The organism is Caldanaerobius polysaccharolyticus DSM 13641 (assembly GCF_000427425.1).
GTDB lineage: Bacteria > Bacillota > Thermoanaerobacteria > Thermoanaerobacterales > Caldanaerobiaceae > Caldanaerobius > Caldanaerobius polysaccharolyticus.
This window is the reverse complement of record NZ_KE386495.1, coordinates 326,554-339,883: the sequence shown is the minus strand read 5'-3', so window position 1 is coordinate 339,883 and position 13,330 is coordinate 326,554. Positions and strand designations below refer to the sequence as shown.

The 13,330-nt window shown below is 39.6% G+C and carries 21 protein-coding genes and 3 tRNA genes; 19 read left to right on the top strand and 5 right to left on the bottom strand.

The genetic code is table 11. The annotated features are described in order from the left end of the window. Positions 1–6 precede the first annotated feature (6 nt). The 13 genes from rsmA (at position 7) to CALPO_RS0107965 (ending at position 7,123) form a co-directional block, all read left to right on the top strand. Positions 7–804, top strand: a complete 798-nt coding sequence (gene rsmA / locus CALPO_RS0108025) for a 16S rRNA (adenine(1518)-N(6)/adenine(1519)-N(6))-dimethyltransferase RsmA (RefSeq protein WP_051585925.1) — start codon at positions 7–9, stop codon at positions 802–804. Between the two features lie 68 nt (positions 805–872). Further along, on the top strand, positions 873–1,976 hold the full coding sequence (locus CALPO_RS14235) for a hypothetical protein (RefSeq protein ID WP_051585924.1): 1,104 nt from the start codon (positions 873–875) through the stop codon (positions 1,974–1,976). A gap of 72 nt (positions 1,977–2,048) precedes the next feature. Further along, positions 2,049–3,521, top strand: coding sequence for a bifunctional methyltransferase/pyrophosphohydrolase YabN (yabN, locus tag CALPO_RS0108015; protein WP_026486840.1), 1,473 nt, complete (start codon positions 2,049–2,051; stop codon positions 3,519–3,521). An 86-nt stretch (positions 3,522–3,607) separates the two neighbouring features. Further along, on the top strand, positions 3,608–3,880 hold the full coding sequence (locus CALPO_RS0108010) for an HU family DNA-binding protein (RefSeq protein ID WP_026486839.1): 273 nt from the start codon (positions 3,608–3,610) through the stop codon (positions 3,878–3,880). A gap of 57 nt (positions 3,881–3,937) precedes the next feature. Beyond that, positions 3,938–4,177 (top strand): RNA-binding S4 domain-containing protein, encoded by a 240-nt coding sequence (locus tag CALPO_RS0108005; protein WP_026486838.1) that lies wholly within the window; start codon positions 3,938–3,940, stop codon positions 4,175–4,177. Between the two features lie 60 nt (positions 4,178–4,237). Then, positions 4,238–4,507, top strand: a complete 270-nt coding sequence (gene yabP / locus CALPO_RS0108000; protein ID WP_026486837.1) for a sporulation protein YabP — start codon at positions 4,238–4,240, stop codon at positions 4,505–4,507. A gap of 63 nt (positions 4,508–4,570) precedes the next feature. Beyond that, a complete protein-coding gene (gene yabQ / locus CALPO_RS13610; RefSeq protein ID WP_051585923.1) occupies positions 4,571–4,999 on the top strand; it encodes a spore cortex biosynthesis protein YabQ in 429 nt (142 codons plus the stop codon). Positions 5,000–5,067: 68 nt separating this feature from the next. Next, the gene (locus CALPO_RS13605) at positions 5,068–5,337 is read left to right on the top strand and encodes an FtsB family cell division protein (RefSeq protein WP_051585922.1); all 270 of its coding nucleotides are present in this window, start codon (positions 5,068–5,070) and stop codon (positions 5,335–5,337) included. A 73-nt stretch (positions 5,338–5,410) separates the two neighbouring features. After that, positions 5,411–5,842 carry a S1 domain-containing RNA-binding protein gene (locus tag CALPO_RS0107985; protein WP_026486836.1) on the top strand — a complete coding sequence of 144 codons (432 nt, stop codon included), beginning with the start codon at positions 5,411–5,413 and terminating at the stop codon, positions 5,840–5,842. Between the two features lie 27 nt (positions 5,843–5,869). Beyond that, a complete protein-coding gene (locus CALPO_RS0107980; RefSeq protein ID WP_026486835.1) occupies positions 5,870–6,799 on the top strand; it encodes a Ppx/GppA phosphatase family protein in 930 nt (309 codons plus the stop codon). 45 nt (positions 6,800–6,844) lie between these two features. Beyond that, positions 6,845–6,932, top strand: a tRNA-Leu gene (locus CALPO_RS0107975). Positions 6,933–6,949: 17 nt separating this feature from the next. Continuing rightward, positions 6,950–7,023, top strand: a tRNA-Met gene (locus CALPO_RS0107970). A 26-nt stretch (positions 7,024–7,049) separates the two neighbouring features. Then, positions 7,050–7,123, top strand: a tRNA-Met gene (locus CALPO_RS0107965). Here the strand turns inward: CALPO_RS0107965 and CALPO_RS14455 are convergent. The 3 genes from CALPO_RS14455 to CALPO_RS0107955 are packed head-to-tail and all read right to left on the bottom strand — an operon-like array spanning position 7,083 to position 9,376. Continuing rightward, positions 7,083–8,585, bottom strand: coding sequence for a recombinase family protein (locus CALPO_RS14455; RefSeq protein ID WP_084295298.1), 1,503 nt, complete (start codon positions 8,583–8,585; stop codon positions 7,083–7,085). The two genes, CALPO_RS0107965 and CALPO_RS14455, sit on opposite strands and share 41 nt — an antisense overlap. Before the next feature lie 27 nt (positions 8,586–8,612). Next, positions 8,613–8,963 carry a hypothetical protein gene (locus CALPO_RS0107960; protein WP_026486834.1) on the bottom strand — a complete coding sequence of 117 codons (351 nt, stop codon included), beginning with the start codon at positions 8,961–8,963 and terminating at the stop codon, positions 8,613–8,615. Between the two features lie 17 nt (positions 8,964–8,980). After that, positions 8,981–9,376, bottom strand: coding sequence for a helix-turn-helix domain-containing protein (locus tag CALPO_RS0107955; protein ID WP_156940166.1), 396 nt, complete (start codon positions 9,374–9,376; stop codon positions 8,981–8,983). 163 nt (positions 9,377–9,539) lie between these two features. Between CALPO_RS0107955 and CALPO_RS0107950 the strand changes: the two genes are divergently transcribed. Next, positions 9,540–9,791 (top strand): helix-turn-helix transcriptional regulator, encoded by a 252-nt coding sequence (locus CALPO_RS0107950; RefSeq protein WP_026486832.1) that lies wholly within the window; start codon positions 9,540–9,542, stop codon positions 9,789–9,791. 125 nt (positions 9,792–9,916) lie between these two features. Here CALPO_RS0107950 and CALPO_RS0107940 read toward each other — a convergent pair whose 3' ends face one another. Both CALPO_RS0107940 and CALPO_RS0107935 read right to left on the bottom strand, forming a co-directional pair. After that, positions 9,917–10,252 (bottom strand): hypothetical protein, encoded by a 336-nt coding sequence (locus CALPO_RS0107940; protein WP_026486831.1) that lies wholly within the window; start codon positions 10,250–10,252, stop codon positions 9,917–9,919. 213 nt (positions 10,253–10,465) lie between these two features. Then, the gene (locus CALPO_RS0107935) at positions 10,466–10,738 is read right to left on the bottom strand and encodes a hypothetical protein (protein WP_026486830.1); all 273 of its coding nucleotides are present in this window, start codon (positions 10,736–10,738) and stop codon (positions 10,466–10,468) included. A gap of 92 nt (positions 10,739–10,830) precedes the next feature. Between CALPO_RS0107935 and CALPO_RS14765 the strand changes: the two genes are divergently transcribed. The 5 genes from CALPO_RS14765 to CALPO_RS13600 all read left to right on the top strand — a co-directional run. Next, on the top strand, positions 10,831–10,986 hold the full coding sequence (locus CALPO_RS14765) for a hypothetical protein (protein ID WP_169736189.1): 156 nt from the start codon (positions 10,831–10,833) through the stop codon (positions 10,984–10,986). A gap of 163 nt (positions 10,987–11,149) precedes the next feature. Beyond that, the gene (locus CALPO_RS0107920) at positions 11,150–11,452 is read left to right on the top strand and encodes a hypothetical protein (RefSeq protein ID WP_026486828.1); all 303 of its coding nucleotides are present in this window, start codon (positions 11,150–11,152) and stop codon (positions 11,450–11,452) included. 15 nt (positions 11,453–11,467) lie between these two features. Further along, a complete protein-coding gene (locus CALPO_RS0107915) occupies positions 11,468–11,821 on the top strand; it encodes a hypothetical protein (RefSeq protein ID WP_026486827.1) in 354 nt (117 codons plus the stop codon). Continuing rightward, positions 11,811–12,422 carry an HNH endonuclease signature motif containing protein gene (locus tag CALPO_RS14845; RefSeq protein WP_051585921.1) on the top strand — a complete coding sequence of 204 codons (612 nt, stop codon included), beginning with the start codon at positions 11,811–11,813 and terminating at the stop codon, positions 12,420–12,422. Before CALPO_RS0107915 ends, CALPO_RS14845 begins: the two co-directional genes overlap by 11 nt. Before the next feature lie 49 nt (positions 12,423–12,471). Further along, the coding region (locus tag CALPO_RS13600) for a DEAD/DEAH box helicase (RefSeq protein ID WP_218915176.1) at positions 12,472–13,330 on the top strand (859 nt) is incomplete at its 3' end.

Below are 13,330 nucleotides of genomic sequence, written 5' to 3'. Positions count from 1 at the left end.
TGCGCTATGGCGAAAATAAAGCCACAAAAGAGATTAGGACAAAACTTTCTCATAGATGATGCTATCGCTAACGCTATTGTGAGAGAAGCTGATGTAAAAGGTCGGGATGTCCTGGAGATTGGACCGGGAACTGGTGCTCTCACTTTTAAGCTTGCTGACGTTGCAAAAAGGTTGGTAGCTGTAGAATTAGACCGTCGATTGTACAACCGATTAAAAGAGCGGATGGAACAAAGGGAAAATGTGGTGTTGGTTTGGGGAAACATAATGAATGTCAATCTAGATGATTTTTTTGAAGGGCAGTTTGCGGTGGTAGCCAATCTACCTTACTATATCACCACGCCTATAATCATGCGCCTAATGGAATTTCGGGCTAAAATCGACAAGGTAGTAGTCATGGTCCAAAAAGAAGTAGGCAGGAGAATCGTAGCGGTGCCGGGAAGTAAAGATTATGGCGCGCTTTCCATCGCTGTTCAATACAACGCCATTCCCGAGTTGGTACTGGAGGTTCCCAGGGAATGCTTTAAGCCCCAACCAGCGGTGGACTCTGTGGTGGTGAGAATGCGCATGAGAGAAAAGCCCCTTGTGGATGTAAATGAAGAGAATTTTTTTAAGGTGGTCAGAGCCGCTTTTTCCAGCAGGAGAAAGACGCTATTAAACGCCTTGTACGGAAATATCGCAGGCGACAAAAATGTATTGCGAAAGGTTATTGTGGAGTGCGGTATAGATCCAGGGGCAAGAGCAGAAACCCTCAGCCTGTATCAGTTTGCCTGTCTGTCTAACAAGCTTGAACAGCTCCTGTTCTAAAAGTATAAGGTATGCCATATATATTTAGCAAGGACCAGCATACCTTATATTGTGAGGAGGGAGCAGGTATGCTTTTTAAGAGATTTTTTGTGGTTTTAAAGCCGGATGATAGGGCGTATTGTGTAGACGGGGGAGAAGCTGACGGTTTTTTTAAGTTTGAGAGGTTTGGCAATAGGGGTAGGGTTACCATATACGTGACAGGCCTGAGACAGCCGGTGGATTTTTCATATAGAGGAATGCTTGTGGGCTTTAAAGATAATATTCCTTCTGTGATCGATATGGGCGATTTAAAAGTGGACGATATGGGCAGGTGCATTTCTCAGTGGATTTTTGATCCCGATGACATTGAAGGAAAAGGGATTGGGCTGAACGACTTAAAGGTGTGTGCCATTGCGGTGGATAGACTGGGCGGTGGATTGATAACGCCGCTGGTGGGCATCATGGACGATAGCTACAGGAACTGGAAAGAAATGATTGCCACTGAGGAATCAGAGCTTTCACAGCCAGAACAAGAAAATCCGGAGGTAGAGGATTCACCGCCAAAGCCTTTAGAAGATACACAAGAGGCAGAGGAAACCGTAGAAAAAGAGACTATGGAAGAAGAAACTTTAGAGGAAAAGGAGATAGAAGAAAAGACGATAGAGGAAAAGGCTGAGGAAGATGAGGCGCAAGAAAGCGATAAAGACGAAAAAGAAAAGGGCGAAGGAGATCATCACGCTGATACAGGAGAGGCTAAAAATATAGCGGAGTCTCTGGAATTAAAGGATACTGGAGCTCCTGAGGAAAGCCAGTATATACGAAGTTTAAAAGAGTACATAAGCAATATAATATCCCATTTACAGGAGGTACAGCCCTTCGAAGAGAGTTTGGATGGTTATAGATGGTGGAAGGTGGAAAATGGCTACGCTTTTGATAAGGATCACTACTTGATGGGATTAGCTTTCCAAGACAATAAAGTAAAATACATAGTTTACGCTATGCCGGGCAAATTTAACGCCTTTGATCAACCTTATGGAGGCCTTACGGGGTTTGTCTGCTGGAGACCTGCAAAAGGCCAGCGGATGGAGTACGACGCAGATGGGTACTGGTTGATGCACATTGACGCGCTGACAGGACAGATAGCGGTACCGCTTAAGCCTACCCCGCCTCCTTTGTTTAGGGATTACGATTGATCTGGTCTTCTCCAGGTCTTTTTTGTTGTCTTTAAAAGTAAATGGTAGTAAAATAATAAGCGGTGATGTCGTATGGAGATTAATGTAGTAGGGTTGGGCCCTGGAAACGAAAGTTTTATTACGAAGCAAACGGAAGAGGTTTTGAAGTGGTCGGACGAAATTTACTTGAGGACTAAAAGGCACCCTTCTGCGGAGTGGTTGGACAAAAACGGGTTTAAGTACGAGACCTTCGATTTTTTGTACGACAGCAGTGATTCCTTTGAGCAAGTGTACATAAAAATTGCTGATTTTCTCATAGAGAAGGTACTGAGTGGTAAAAAAGTGGCTTACGCTGTTCCAGGGCATCCCCTTATAGCTGAGAAATCTGTAGAGCACTTGATGAATTTAGCACAGAAAAAAGGTATAAACGTATGTATACATTCTGCTGTTAGCTTTATAGATGCTGTTATTACAGCTGTAAAGTACGATCCTGTAAACGGCTTGAAGATTATCGATGGTCTCTCTTTGGGGTCGCAGATGCCTGACCGCTCTTGCGGTAATATAATAACACAGGTGTACGATGCGTTGGTGGCTTCAGACATCAAATTAAAACTTATGAAGGTGTATGATCCTGAACAGGACATCATGTTCGTCAGGTCGGCGGGGATACCTAAACAGGAGTCGGTAAGGAGAATTAAATTGTTCCAACTGGATATGCAAAAAGACATTGATCACCTGACGTGCATTTACATACCTCCTGCTTCTTCATCGCCCTATGATTTTAGAGACCTTGTGGGTATAATGGAGAGGTTAAGGGGTGAAGGCGGGTGTCCATGGGACAGGGAACAGACCCATGAGAGTTTAAAACAATACCTCATTGAAGAATGCTATGAGGTTATAGAAGCTATCAACAAAAAAGACCCTGGTAAGCTTCAGGAGGAGCTGGGAGACGTATTGTTTCAGGTGGTCTTTCATTCTAGGATAGCTGAAGAAGAGGGGTTATTTGACATCGGCGATGTTATAAATGGCGTATGCAGCAAAATGATCCTGAGACATCCCCACATCTTTTCTGGCGTGAAAGTCAGCGGTACCGATGAAGTTTTAAGCAATTGGGATGAAATAAAAAAAGGGGAAAAAGGGTATACTTCAACTACTCAGATATTGAAAGATATACCTAAGGAGCTGCCGGCGCTTATGAGAAGCTATAAAGTGCAACACAAGGCGGCTAAAGTAGGTTTTGATTGGGATAAGGTAGAAGATGCGATGGACAAGCTCTATGAGGAGATAAACGAGTTAAAGGAGGTATATAAATCAGGAGACAGGGAAAAAATTGTAGAAGAAATGGGCGATGTGCTGTTTGCGTGTGTAAATGTGTCTAGGTTTTTAAAAGTAGAACCAGAACAGGCTCTCACTGGCACTATAGAAAAGTTTATAAGCAGGTTTAGCTATATAGAAAAGAAAGCGGCAGAGAAGGGAAAATCTGTACAGGACATGAGTTTATCGGAGATGGATGCTCTATGGAACGAAGCAAAATCGCATAATTTGCAAGAGGATGATCAAAAATAGCTTTAAAAAGCAGGATTTTGCGATTTTTTGCAGAATATATTAATGCAAGAAACTATTTATAAAATACGAAATAGGGAGGTTTTAAGGTGAATAAGGCAGATGTAGTTTCAAGCATTGCAGAAAAAAGCGAGCTTACTAAAAAAGACGCTGAGAAAGCATTGGATGCTTTTATAGAGACGGTTATTGAAGCCCTGGAAAAGGGAGACAAAATACAGCTGGTGGGCTTTGGGACCTTTGAGGTCAGAGAAAGAGCTGAGCGCAAGGGTATAAATCCCCAGACAAAAGAGGAGATTATGATACCTGCTTCAAAGGCTCCCGTGTTTAAAGCTGGTAAATTGCTCAAAGAAAGAGTTAAATAAAAATCGGGTCGCGCGACCTGATTTTTTTATTAGATTTATGGGATGCGGTGGTGGCGTATGAGGTTAGATAAATACCTTAAGGTTTCGAGGTTGATAAAGCGCAGGACAGTGGCAAAAGAGGCCTGCGATGAAGGGCGCGTTTTGGTAAATGGAAAAGTAGCGAAGGCCGGAACGGATGTGCAAGTGGGAGATGTGATTGAATTGCAACTGGGCACCAGGACGGTTAAAGTAATGGTAACCCAGGTACAGGAGCATGTGCTAAAAGAAAATGCTGGTGAGATGTATAAGATGTTGTAGAGTCATAACTTCTTCCGCCCTGCATATATTATACTAGACAGGGTAAGAAGGTGATTAGGCATGGATGCGCCTCACAATGTATTCATAGAAGGACGCCAGAAAGCTAAAATAAGCGGGGTTGTGGAAGTTATGAGCTTTAACGACGACAGCGTCAACCTCTCTACAAACCTGGGAGGATTAGCTATAAAAGGCAAGGATTTGCATATAAACAAGCTAAACCTGGACGAAGGGGAGCTTGTGATTGAAGGCACCATAATAAGCCTAAATTATACCAATAAAGAGAATATTAAAGGCCAGAGCAGAGGTTTATTGAGCAAAATGTTTAGGTAACACCTTACCTCCTTGTTTTTAAAAGGGGGTTTTTCTATTAGATGAAGGTGTTGGAGTGGTATTATGGAAGGAAGCATAGCGAATCAGATATTGGTTTTTTTAATATGCATGTATGGCGGCATTTTTTTAGGCCTTTTTTACGACATCTACAGGGTATTCCGAAGGGTGTTTAAGCCTAAAAAAAGGGCGACGTACATAGAAGATGCCCTTTTCTGGGTGATCTGTTCGCTGTTTGTGTTTTCGGTGATATTTCTCGCCAATTACGCTGAGCTCAGGTTTTACACTTTTCTGGGCTTTATAACCGGTTTTTATATTTACATGAGGCTTTTTAGCTATATCTTTTTAAGAATTTCCGTTAAGATGCTTAGGGCTTTAAAGCGCGGTGCGATGGTTTTTTTTAGGATTGTGTCATATCCTTTTATGTCAGCGTACAATGGGGCAGTAGGTGGGATAATCTGGGTTAAAAATTTGTTAAATTTCAGAAAAAAATAGAGGGTTTTAAGCCTGATTGTCGAATATCTCTATTAAAAAAGATTTCGGTATAGAGAGGGTTGTTTCAGGTGAAGTGGAATAAGGGCAAACTGGTGATTTATGGTGTCATAGCCTATACATTGATCACTTTTGTTCAACAACAGATCACTATAAATAGGCTTAACCGAGAGCATCAGGATATGTACAACAAGATCGAAATGGCAAAAAAAGAAAATAAGAGGCTTCAAAAGGAGATAAGGTATTCAAAAACGATAGATTTTATAAAAAAGATAGCCAGCGATGAACTGGGCCTTGTTAAAAAAGGGCAGACCGTGTATATAGACATAAACAATAAGTGAGCATCTTGTTATAATTTACAGTTTGTATTATAATATTAATAATATAAATCTATAAAGGAGGAATCTTTTATTTATGCCAATTGAAGTAGGCAAAGTGGTTGACGGGACGGTGCTTAACATAACAAGCTTCGGAGCATTTGTCCAGTTACCAGAAGGCAAAACAGGGCTGGTACACATATCAGAAGTCGCAGATAGATACGTAAAAGACGTTAGAGATTATTTAAAAGAAAAGGATAAGGTTAAGGTCAAAATTCTATCTATCGGTCCTGATGGCAAAATAAGCTTGTCGATTAAAAAAGCAAACGCAGAATTAAAAAAATCGTCCAGACCACAGGAAATAGAATGGAATCGCGACAGGTCGAGCAATATGTCCTTTGAAGACAGGTTAGCCAAGTTTTTAAGGGATAGCGATGAGCGGCAACAGCAGCTCAAGAAAAACCAGGATTCCAGGAGGAGATCTGGCGGAGGATATAGAGGTAGATTTAATAAAATGGTAGAAAGATAATGATGTTTGTTTATATAGAGGTGGCAGATGAGGTTTGGTTGTATTGATATAGGGACCAATTCTGTGAGGCTGCTAATAGCAGATAATGGCAAAAACGGATTGATTAGGATATATAAAGGCATAAATACGACGAGATTGGGTACTGGTGTGGATCACACCGGTACCTTAAATATAGATGCCATACGCAGGACTGTTGATGCTGTGGTGGATTTTAAAAAAATAGCCATGTCTTATGGTTGCGATAAAATAATAGCTATAGCAACCAGTGCTGTAAGGGACGCAGCAAATAGAGATGTGCTATTTCAGGAAATGTGGGACAAAGCAGGTATTGAAGTTGAGGTGATATCAGGAGAAAGGGAAGCTGAGCTGGCTTATAAAGGAGTGCAAGCTGGCGTAAAAGTAGAAAAAGCCGGAGTATCCCTTTTGATTGTTGATATTGGCGGCGGTAGCACGGAGTTTACCTGGGGAAAAAGCGGACAGATAAAATACAGGCACAGCGTCAATATAGGGGCTGTAAGGTTGACTGAGCGATATGGCGTGGTTTCCGCTGCGAAAAGAGAAGACGTAAAAGATTTATTTCAAGACATCGAGTCCAACCTTTGCCCTCTGTCGTCGTCTTTAAAAGAATTGATTGACGTCAAAGGAGTTATGGCTGTAGGAGTAGGTGGCACTGTGACGTCACTGGCAGCAGTAGACCAGAAACTGGAGGTTTATGATCCCCAGAAAATTCACGGTTATACCTTGACATATGATAAAGTATGTAGTATACTCGATTTGCTGTTGAAGATGAAGGAAGAAGAGAGAAGGCATATAAAGGGGTTATATGCTAAGAGGGCAGATATAATCGTGGCAGGTACTGCAATACTATTCAAAGTGATGGAGCTGTTGGGATTGAGCCAGCTTATAGTTAGCGAATGGGATAACCTAGAAGGTCTAATAGTTGAAAATATGTCTTGACAAAGTATGTAGAAGGATATATAATATATATCGTCGTTGAGGTTTGCCGGAGTGGCGGAACTGGCAGACGCACAGGACTTAAAATCCTGCGGGTCCTAAAAGACTCGTACCGGTTCGATTCCGGTCTCCGGCATGAAGGAGATAAAACACCGCGGGGTGGAGCAGTCAGGTAGCTCGTCGGGCTCATAACCCGAAGGTCGTAGGTTCAAATCCTACCCCCGCAATTAAAAGAGGAATAATTAAAGAACAAGGCGGCGTAGCTCAGCTGGCTAGAGCATGCGGTTCATACCCGCAGTGTCGGTGGTTCGACTCCACTCGCCGCTATTGACCATTCACAAACTGTATTATCTACTGCAATTTTAAATTTGGCTTCAACACGGTCTTTAAAGACCGTTATTTTATTTATGTATGTAGACAAAATCTGTTTTATTTTTCGGAGGTCACCCGCTACGAACACCCCTTTATCCTTGTTCAGGTACTCTCTTATCATTTCTTCCGTTATTATGCTTATATCTGGTTTCATATCAAGTTCTTTTATTCTTATTTCAATTTCGCTTTTTTGATTTTCAAGTTCGGTCAATTTTGCGTCAAGGCTTGGATGAAAATGGCCAGCTGCAATAGTATCCACTATAGCGTTAATGCTTTTTATAATTTCTTCATACCTTCTGGCAAGTATTTTGCGTTCATCCTCTCTTTCAGCCACAATATTTTTGTTCTCATTATTCAGCTTCTTTGCCAGTACAGGCAACACGTCATCATTGAATATCTTTTTTTGTAGCTGATCTAATATGTATGCTTCCAGTTTATCCTTACTTATGTCTTTATTACTGCACTGTTTAGACCGGTCTTTGACATTACAACGATAGTATCTATATTTAGACCTTCCCAGATTTCCAGTCATAGCAGCACCGCATTCGCCGCAATATACCAAGCCAGTCAGTAAATACACAGTTTTTGCGTTGTGAGTCCCTTGTGTCTTTTTAGTGTTTTTCATTTTTTGTTGCACCTCCTCAAAAGTTTTTTTGTCTATTATAGCCGGGATCGCATTTTCGATGATGATTACATCGTCTTTGGTTATGTTATGATTATTTTTTGTACCCTTGTTAAATATATAGGTGCCAATATACTTTTGGTTCTTGAGTATAGCATTTAAGGTATTTTTTGAAAAATTCCCGCCTTTTTTGGTTTTGTAGCCACGCAAATTCAACTCATCTATGATATGCCGATAACCATAATCATCTCTATACATTTGAAATATAAGCCTGACGGCTTCGGCTTCCTTTTCATTAATAACGTAATGGCCGTCTTTTATATCGTATCCTAAAGGAGGGATACCTCCATTAAATCGTGCTTTATATGCATTTTCCTTCAAACCTTTCATAACCTCCCTTGCAAGGTTTTTTGAGTAGTATTCAGCCATGCCTTCGAGAACTGACTCGAGTATAATAGATTCTGGCGAATCGTCAAGCGGTTCAAGCACAGATATGAGCTTTACGCCATTCTTTTTAAGTTGGCGTTTATAAAATGCGCTATCATATCGGTTACGAGCAAAGCGGTCCAATTTATGTACAATAACAGCTTGGAATAAACCCAATTCGCTATCCTTGACCATTTGTAAAAATTGCGGTCTGTCGTCTGTGGTTGCTGTTTTTGCTTCATCTGCGTATATTTTTATGATTTCTATATTATTCCTATCAGCATATTCCTTAATAGCACGAATTTGTGCTTCAATACTTTCTTCTCTTTGATTGTCACTCGAATATCTACAATATGCCACTGCTTTCATTACCCTACCCTCCCTAAGTGGTTTAATTTAAACGGTCTTATACACAATATTTATAATTTCCTCTGCAACTTTATCTGCTTCCATTTCTATGTATTCGTATTGCATATCTAAACCTATGTAGTAGCTTTGCTTGGGGATATCGTTCAGTATGTGCTTCAGTTCGTGGATAAATACCTTACATTGTGTCTTGTATCCAATGTTGCCGTTTAAGATTAAATGGTAATTCCCGAATCTGCTAACATATGTAAAACCGTAAACATCTGTATCTAAATTTGCGATAGATACCCGTATATCATATGCCGCCATCAATTCATGGAAAGGTATATCTTCATTCATCAATGCTTGCATAAGAGGCTTGTCTAAAATTTCAATAGCCATATCGAAGTTCCCCCTTTTTACATAGTTGCGGATTCTTCGTCCTCTATGGCTTTAATTATGCGAATTACTTGCCTTATGGTCTTTGGAGATAACTTTCTGGTTTGCTTAAAAAGTAATTGAAGGTCTGGGCGCTCTTTGAGTTCATTCCAAAATGCCAAAAGTTCTGGATCGTCTTTGACTGCATCTGTAATTTCATCAGCCCTGGTACGTATATCAGTTTTTCCGAGAATGTAATCAACGCTTACATTAAATATTTCAGATAATTTTTGTAAAGTTGTAGTATCGGGATCTCTTCTATTTATTTCCCAAGATGATAAAGCGGCTCTCGTAACGCCTATTTTTTTTGCTAGTTCTTCTTGAGTCAAACCAAGTTCTGTTCTTAATTCTTTTATTCTTTTTCCTAATGTGTCCATAAGAAACACCTCCATGAATATAATAACCAATATTGCGTCAATACGCAACATTAGCGACGATATGACTCATATAAGTAAAAATTTTATAAAAAAATACTTGACAGCGTCGAAATGACGCATTATAATTATAAGTGTCAGAACGGCGCAAGAGAGGTGTAAAAATATGAGACAGTATACTTTAAGAAAAAAATTAAAAGAAGCAAGAATACAAGCAGGGTTAACTCCAAAAGAATTGGCACAGATTGTTGGTATTCATAGAGCTTCTTATGTAAATATTGAGCTTGGCAAAAGAAATCCTTCTTTAGAATTGGCTGCTAAAATTGCAGCTGTGTTAAATAAAAGCATCGAAGATATTTTTTTACCTATCGATGTGTCAAATAGTCACAATGAAAAGCAATCTGAACAATCCGCATAGGAGGTGAGAAAGATGAAGGATAAGGATATCAGAAAGATAGATAAAAAAATATTGAGTGATTATATAGCGCCTATAGTAGTTAGTATAATAACCACCCTAATAATGCTTAAGTTGCTTGGGAGATTTTAAAATAACCACTCAACAAGCAAAGTAGTAGACAAAGATACAATTATAGGGACAATGATACTTCTAATGATAAATGTTTTAATTTCAATCCATTCGATATTTCTGTAATTTAATCCTTTATGAAGTAATTTTAAGAAAGTAACTTCTTGTTCGATATTATAGCTAAAATCTAGGTAGCCTAAATCTTTTAAGCATTCGAGAGTAGATATTAATTTAATTTGATTATAACCTTTAGGCATGTTGTTAGAAATTAGTTTGTGGTCATCCACTATCCCGTATTTGTCTGCTACATGGTTAAGCATATTCAAAATTCTTTTAGAGTTTTTGTCAAGCATTATCACTACCTCCTTTTAAGAAGATTTTACCATGTATGAGGGAAGAAACCAAGAATCCGCATGAAGGAGGCGAGATGGAAGAATGAGGCTTATAGAGAAAGTTGACAAAGTAAAGCTAGTACAAGACATCGACGAATTAAACACATTTATAAAAGAGGACTGGATACTGTTGCTAGCAATACCCAGCCCCGATGGTACAAATTTTATTCTAGGTCATTTAAAATCAGACAATGCTTCTTTCATAAGTTCATCATAAGATTCGCCCGATATTTTTTCTAAAGCTCTTCGCTGGGTAGGATATCCAAGTATGAAATGTACTTTTTGTATATTGGTAAATTTCTCATCATAACAGGTTTTAAATGTTTCTATAAGTACCCATCCATTTTCTAAAAGCTTATTTACTTCATTAATGGTGATATTTATAGAATCATTGGTATGATCAGGCGGACATATGTGTTTAAGTTCGCAGTATTCGGTTAGATCCACAATATCACCTCCTCTCCAAGAATATTTTACCACTTGGAGAGAGGGGAAAAACAAGAACGGTAGGTAAGGACAATAGAAAGGGGGCCTTACAAATGCGGGTGGCAACAGTGAAGGTAACGTTTGATAGAGAAACAGGGGAAAAGCTGGAGGAAGAAGTAGTAGATGTGTCGGAAGTAGATGAAGACGAATATTATCGCCCGATTGCGGAGTTTCTGTATAAAAAGCTGAAGGAGGCAAAAGTGATATGAGTCCACAGGTGCAGGCATATTGCTTCAGAAGTATTATCCGGTATTTCAATGGTGATTGGGATTTGTTCCTACAATACGTAAAGAAGGCAAAGGAAATATACGACAAAGAGAATCATTTGTGGGTTTGTATAGGCGATTTGTTAAAGGAAAGGGGAACAAAAGAATGTTCAAGATAGCAGAATTCAAGGGCGACATGCAAGGATTCAAAAGGTATGTTGATTCACTGATAACAACAACAGAGGTTTTATCAAGAGAAAACATCGAGTTTGAAATGGCGTCAGCGCTCCAAGAGATATTTAACCTTCAAATAGAACAAAAAGTGGCATGGCATGAAGTTGAGGAGGCAAAGAAGATATACGAAAAGAAGTTACACGAGGCGCAACGTATTGATGCTGAAATCATAAAGTTGCGTGAATATCTTACATCATTGGCGAATGATTACGCAAAGAAAAAGAGTATAGCATAGCATGAGGGTGAGAGAATGAAGGCTATGCTCGTTAATGACCACATAGAAGTTGTAAATTGTTTTGATGTCAAGGAAGCAATTAAAGCCATTCCGGGTAGGCGATGGGATCCTAAGAAAAAAGTCTGGATATTGCCAGCAACACTCGAAGCAATAGACCATCTCAAATATATTCCGGGGAACGTCGATATTAGCATCAAAAATAAATACGAGGAATTAAAACGACTGCGAGAAAAAACAACAAATATAAAATTCGCAGAAGAAGTTAAGCCTATTGAGCCAATGCCTATTAAACTCAAACCCTTTCAGCACCAAATCAAAGCTTATAACTTAGCAGGGTTAATTTTAGGGGTGTTTAACGATGATTGTTAAATGTTCATACTGTGGGGAGGAAATTAACAAAACTCCCTCACGAATCAAAAACAGCAAAAACCATTTTTGTTGTAAAGAACATCACAATTTATTTATGAAAAAAAGGATAAAAACAACCTGTGCTTGGTGCAACAAAGAAATTGAGGTTACTCCAAGCCAAAAAAGAGAACGTAATTTCTGCTGCAAGGAGCATTGCTTAAAATGGTTTGGACAATGGACCAAGGAAAATATAAACGTTAAAGGACATAGCAAAGGACACAAAGCACCTCATTTAACTGAATATAACAGGAAATATAATCCTATGAACAGAAGTGAAGGATGGACATACGAAAAACGGAAAGTAAAAAGGGATGTTCTTTTAGGCACTGGTCAAGGTAAAACTTATAGAAAATATTTTGGCAGACACGAACACAGAGTAGCAGCAGAAAAGAAGCTAGGGAGAAAGCTATTACCAGAAGAAGTAGTCCATCATATCAATGGTAATAAATTAGATAATAGGCTCGAAAATTTAATGATTTTCCCTAATCAAGCGGCACATGCAAAATGGCATGCTGAGCATGACAAACCATGGGAAAAACGAAAGGCTGGTGATGTAATATGACAGCTCGTAACGGCGGCGGATGTGCAATCCTTGCCGAAATGGGCTGCGGTTGAGCAAATCACTTATAGCCGTAGCAGTAGCAGCAAGAGCATATTTAAATAATAAGGTTAAAAAACTTCTTATCGTCGCACCTACCTCAGTTTGTCCAGTGTGGCCCAAAGAATTTGAAGCGGCGGCGATACCATATGAAATCAAAGTGCTTGAGGGACCCATTGAAAAACGCATAGAAATACTCGACAGTTTTAAATCTGAGGGCCTCTGGATTGCAGTAATAAACTATGAGGCTACATGGCGCATGATAGATGCACTTCTCGCTTGGAAGCCAGATATGGTCATCGCAGATGAAAGCCAACGCATCAAAAATCCAACTGCCCAGCAATCAAAAGCAATGCACAAGCTAGGGAAGGTTGCAAAATACAAACTCATCCTTTCGGGTACCCCGGTCCAAAACACGCCTTTGGACTTTTTCTCGCAGTACAAATTCCTCGACGACTCGATATTTGGGACAAGCTATTACGCATTTAGAGCAAGATATGCCATTATGGGCGGTTACGGAGGACATCAGGTAATAGGATATAACCGCTTGGATGAACTCATACAAAAAGCACACTCAATAGCATTCAGAGTAACAAAAGAAGAAGCATTGGATCTGCCGGAGCAAGTAGATGAATTTAGATACTGTGAATTAGAGCCAAAAGCAAAGCGCATCTATGAAGAAATCAAGAAGGATAGCTATACAGAGCTTGAAAATGGCGAGATCACAGTTAGAAATGTGTTAACAAGACTTCTGAGATTACAGCAAATAACCGGAGGCTATGTCAACACAGATGATGGAATACAAAAACAAGTTTCAAAGGCGAAATTAGAAACACTCAAAGAAATTGTTGAAGATATAGTTGAGACCGGCA

Excerpts from the sequence above, each read along its gene's own strand:
- CALPO_RS0107920 (WP_026486828.1), top strand. The coding sequence starts at position 11,150 with ATGTTCAAGATAGCAGAATTCAAGGGCGACATGCAAGGATTCAAAAGG.
- CALPO_RS0107985 (WP_026486836.1), top strand. The coding sequence starts at position 5,411 with ATGCCAATTGAAGTAGGCAAAGTGGTTGACGGGACGGTGCTTAACATA.
- CALPO_RS14765 (WP_169736189.1), top strand. The coding sequence starts at position 10,831 with ATGCGGGTGGCAACAGTGAAGGTAACGTTTGATAGAGAAACAGGGGAA.
- CALPO_RS0107950 (WP_026486832.1), top strand. The coding sequence starts at position 9,540 with ATGAGACAGTATACTTTAAGAAAAAAATTAAAAGAAGCAAGAATACAA.
- CALPO_RS0107955 (WP_156940166.1), bottom strand. The coding sequence starts at position 9,376 with ATGGACACATTAGGAAAAAGAATAAAAGAATTAAGAACAGAACTTGGT.
- yabP (WP_026486837.1), top strand. The coding sequence starts at position 4,238 with ATGGATGCGCCTCACAATGTATTCATAGAAGGACGCCAGAAAGCTAAA.
- yabQ (WP_051585923.1), top strand. The coding sequence starts at position 4,571 with ATGGAAGGAAGCATAGCGAATCAGATATTGGTTTTTTTAATATGCATG.
- yabN (WP_026486840.1), top strand. The coding sequence starts at position 2,049 with ATGGAGATTAATGTAGTAGGGTTGGGCCCTGGAAACGAAAGTTTTATT.
- CALPO_RS0107940 (WP_026486831.1), bottom strand. The coding sequence starts at position 10,252 with ATGCTTGACAAAAACTCTAAAAGAATTTTGAATATGCTTAACCATGTA.
- CALPO_RS0107915 (WP_026486827.1), top strand. The coding sequence starts at position 11,468 with ATGAAGGCTATGCTCGTTAATGACCACATAGAAGTTGTAAATTGTTTT.
- rsmA (WP_051585925.1), top strand. The coding sequence starts at position 7 with ATGGCGAAAATAAAGCCACAAAAGAGATTAGGACAAAACTTTCTCATA.
- CALPO_RS0107960 (WP_026486834.1), bottom strand. The coding sequence starts at position 8,963 with ATGGCTATTGAAATTTTAGACAAGCCTCTTATGCAAGCATTGATGAAT.
- CALPO_RS14845 (WP_051585921.1), top strand. The coding sequence starts at position 11,811 with ATGATTGTTAAATGTTCATACTGTGGGGAGGAAATTAACAAAACTCCC.
- CALPO_RS14455 (WP_084295298.1), bottom strand. The coding sequence starts at position 8,585 with ATGAAAGCAGTGGCATATTGTAGATATTCGAGTGACAATCAAAGAGAA.
- CALPO_RS14235 (WP_051585924.1), top strand. The coding sequence starts at position 873 with ATGCTTTTTAAGAGATTTTTTGTGGTTTTAAAGCCGGATGATAGGGCG.
- CALPO_RS0107980 (WP_026486835.1), top strand. The coding sequence starts at position 5,870 with ATGAGGTTTGGTTGTATTGATATAGGGACCAATTCTGTGAGGCTGCTA.
- CALPO_RS0108005 (WP_026486838.1), top strand. The coding sequence starts at position 3,938 with ATGAGGTTAGATAAATACCTTAAGGTTTCGAGGTTGATAAAGCGCAGG.